This is a genomic window from Micromonospora endophytica, assembly GCF_003236305.1.
Taxonomy (GTDB): domain Bacteria; phylum Actinomycetota; class Actinomycetes; order Mycobacteriales; family Micromonosporaceae; genus Micromonospora; species Micromonospora endophytica.
Genome location: NZ_POTX01000397.1, coordinates 1 through 3,286, shown reverse-complemented (window position 1 = coordinate 3,286; position 3,286 = coordinate 1). Strand labels below are relative to the sequence as shown.

Below are 3,286 nucleotides of genomic sequence, written 5' to 3'. Positions count from 1 at the left end.
GGCCGGCTTCCCCGCCTCGGTGCCGCCCGAGCCGGCAGCCGACACCGACTTCCCGCCGCTGCCCGCCGCTGCGGACCCTGCTCGTCCCTCCCCCACAACGCCATCATCGCCGCTACCACGACCCGACACCCCCGGTACGCCCTCCTCGGCGTGTCGAAACTCCCTCACCCGCCCTGTTGATCAAGAAGTTTGCGTCCACCGCAGGCGCGGATCCGGACGCAAACTTCTTGATCAACTCGACTGGTCGGGGTGGGGTCAGCCCATGTTGGCGAGGAAGTCGCTGTAGAAGAGGCCGAGGGCGATGGCTACGCCGATGCCGGCGATGATCCAGAAGCGGACCACGATGTTGACCTCGCTCCAGCCGGCGAGTTCGAAGTGGTGCTGGAGGGGTGACATCCGGAAGACACGTTTACCTGTGGTCTTGAAGGAGATGATCTGGATGACCACCGACATCGTGATGATCACGAACAGGCCGCCGATGATCAGCAGCAGCAGGATCGTCCGGGTCGACATCGCCATACCGGCGATCAGCCCACCGAGGCCGAGCGCGCCGGTGTCGCCCATGAAGATCCGGGCCGGCGAGGTGTTCCACCACAGGAAGCCCACGCAGGCCCCGGCCGCCGCCCCGGCGATCAGCGCGATCTCCAGTGGATCCCGGACGGTGTAGCAGTAGTTGTCCGGGTTGGCGGTGTACGACGGGTCGGCGCACCAGTGCCGGTACTGCCAGAACGCGATCACCGCGTACGCCCCGAGCACCATCACCGACGCCCCGGTGGCCAGGCCGTCGAGCCCGTCGGTGAGGTTCACCCCGTTCGTCGCCGCCATCACCACGAAGATGAAGATGATCACCGCGCCGATCTTGGTGACGTCGAGCGCCGGGATGTCCCGGATGAAGCTCAACGTGGTGCTGCCGACCGTCTCGGTGTTGGTCACCTCGCCGCCGGCGTCGGTCATGGTGGACGGGAACCAGAGCGCGATCACGCCGAACACCGCGCCGACCAGGATCTGGCCGAGCAGCTTGCCGCGCGCGCTCAGGCCGCCGCTGTGCCGCTTGCGCACCTTGAGGAAGTCGTCGATGAAGCCGACCGCGCCGCAGAAGACCATCAGCCCGAGCAGCACCAGCGCGGTGATGGTCGGCTCGACCTGGGCGATCTGCGCGTCCGGCAGCGTGGTCAGCGCCAGGTGGCCGGCGACGTACGCGATCACGGTGGCGAGGATGAACACCACGCCGCCCATGGTCGGGGTGCCCTTCTTGCCCTGGTGCATCTGCGGACCGTCGGTCCGGATCGGCTGACCCGCCTTCAGCCGGGTGAAGACCCTGATCGCGATCGGGGTGCAGAACAGCGAGACCAGGAAGGCCACTCCGATGGCCACGATGACGGCTCTCACGCCACGCCACCTCCGGCCGCCGGGTCAGCCGAACCGTCGGCGACGGCGTCGGCGCGCAACGCGTCGGCCACCTCCCACGTCCGGTACCTGGACCCCTTCACCAGGACGACGTCGCCCGGCCGTAGCTCGCTGCGCAGCACCTGAACGGCCGCCGCCTGATCGGTGAGCAGCACCGATTCTCCTCCCCAGTCACCTACCGATGTCGCACCGCTGTGGATCGGCGTCGCCGCCTCGCCGACCACGAGCAGCCGGTCGACGCCCAACTCGGCCGCGAGCAGACCCACCTCGGCGTGTCCCTGCGCCTCGAAATCGCCCAACTCGGCCATGTAGCCGAGCACCGCGACGGTACGCCGTCCCGCGCCGACCCCGGCCAGCGCCCGCAGCGCCACCGCCATCGACGCCGGGTTGGCGTTGTACGAGTCGTCGATCACGGTCACCCCGTCGGTACGCTCGAAGACGTCCATCCGACGGGTGGAGACCAGCCCCAGCGCGCCGAGCGCGATGGCCGTCTCGGCCAGCGGCATGCCCAGCTCCCGCGCCACCGCCGCGGCGGCGAGGGTGTTGCCCACCTGGTGCCGGCCGGTCAGCCCGAGCCGCACCGGCGCGCTGCCCTCCGGCGTCACCAGGGTGTACGCGGCCCGCCCGCGCTCGTCCAGCGTCACGTCCTCGGCCCGCACGTCGGCGTGCGCCGCCTCGCCGTACCGGATCACCCGGGCGACCGTACGCGTGGCCATGGCGTCCACCCGGGGGTCGTCGGCGTTCAACACGGCCAGCCCGTCGGCCGGCAACGCCTCCACCAACTCGCCCTTGGCCAACGCGATGTTGTCCTGGGAGCCGAACTCGCCGATGTGGGACACCCCGACGTTGAGCACCACCGAGATCCGCGGCGGCGCCACCTCGCAGAGGTAGCGCACGTGGCCGATGCCCCGGGCGCCCTTCTCCAGCACCAGATAGCGCGTGGACGGCCCGGCCTGCAACGCGGTGTACGGGTGGCCCAGCTCGTTGTTGAACGACCCGGGCGGCGCCACCGTCTCGCCGAGCCGCGCGGTGAGCTGCGCGATCAGATCCTTGGTGGTGGTCTTGCCGGAGGAGCCGGTCAACCCGATCACGGTCAGCTCGGGCAGCCGGTCCACCACGGCGCGGGCCAGCCGGCCCATCGCGGTCAACGCGTCGGCGACCAAAATCATCGGCACCCCGGGCACCTCGCGGGTGCCCAGTACCGCCACCGCCCCGGCCTCGACCGACCCGGCGGCGTAGTCGTGCCCGTCCACCTTCTCCCCGTCGAAGGCGACGAAGAGCCCACCGGGAGTCACCTTGCGGGAGTCGAACTCCACACTGCCGGTCACCTGGGTGGCGGGATCGGCGGCCAGCAGCCGCCCGTCGACGGCCGAGGCGATCTCGGCCAGGCTCAGCGCGATCATCGCCGACCCGCCAGACCGCCGCCGGCCTCGGCCCGCCCACCCTCGTCGCGCTCGCCCGCGCTGACCTCGACGCGTTGGCTGAGGTCGCCGAAGCGGGCTCGCAGCGCGTCCGCCAGTTCCGTGACGTCGTCGAACGGGTACACCTCGCCAGCGATCTCCTGGCCGCGTTCGTGCCCCTTGCCGAGCACCGCCACCACGTCGCCGGGTGCGGCCAGCGCGACCGCCTCGTCGATCGCCGCCCGCCGCCCGGCCACCTCGAAGATCCGGGCCGGCGTGCCGGCGTCGTGCGCCCCGGCGAGCACCTCGGCGCGGATCGCCGAGGGCTCCTCGGTGCGCGGGTTGTCGTCGGTCACCACCACCACGTCGGCTCCCTTCGCGGCTGCCACCCCCATCATCGGCCGTTTGCCCCGGTCCCGGTCGCCGCCCGCGCCGATCACGCAGATCAGCCGGCCGGTGCCTGTCTCTTATACAAATCT

General features: G+C 70.9%; 2 protein-coding genes and 1 pseudogene. All 3 read right to left on the bottom strand.

Annotated elements, in window-relative coordinates; genetic code table 11:
* Positions 1-255 precede the first annotated feature (255 nt).
* Positions 256-1,389, bottom strand: coding sequence for a phospho-N-acetylmuramoyl-pentapeptide-transferase (gene mraY, locus C1I93_RS29665; RefSeq protein ID WP_111246555.1), 1,134 nt, complete (start codon positions 1,387-1,389; stop codon positions 256-258).
* Positions 1,386-2,810: a UDP-N-acetylmuramoyl-tripeptide--D-alanyl-D-alanine ligase gene (locus tag C1I93_RS29660; protein ID WP_111246554.1), complete on the bottom strand. Its 1,425-nt coding sequence runs from the start codon at positions 2,808-2,810 to the stop codon at positions 1,386-1,388. Before C1I93_RS29660 ends, mraY begins: the two co-directional genes overlap by 4 nt.
* 83 nt (positions 2,811-2,893) lie before the next feature.
* Positions 2,894-3,274 (bottom strand): annotated as a pseudogene (locus C1I93_RS29655) (glutamate ligase domain-containing protein); the annotation flags it as partial.
* Between the last annotated feature and the right edge of the window lie 12 nt (positions 3,275-3,286).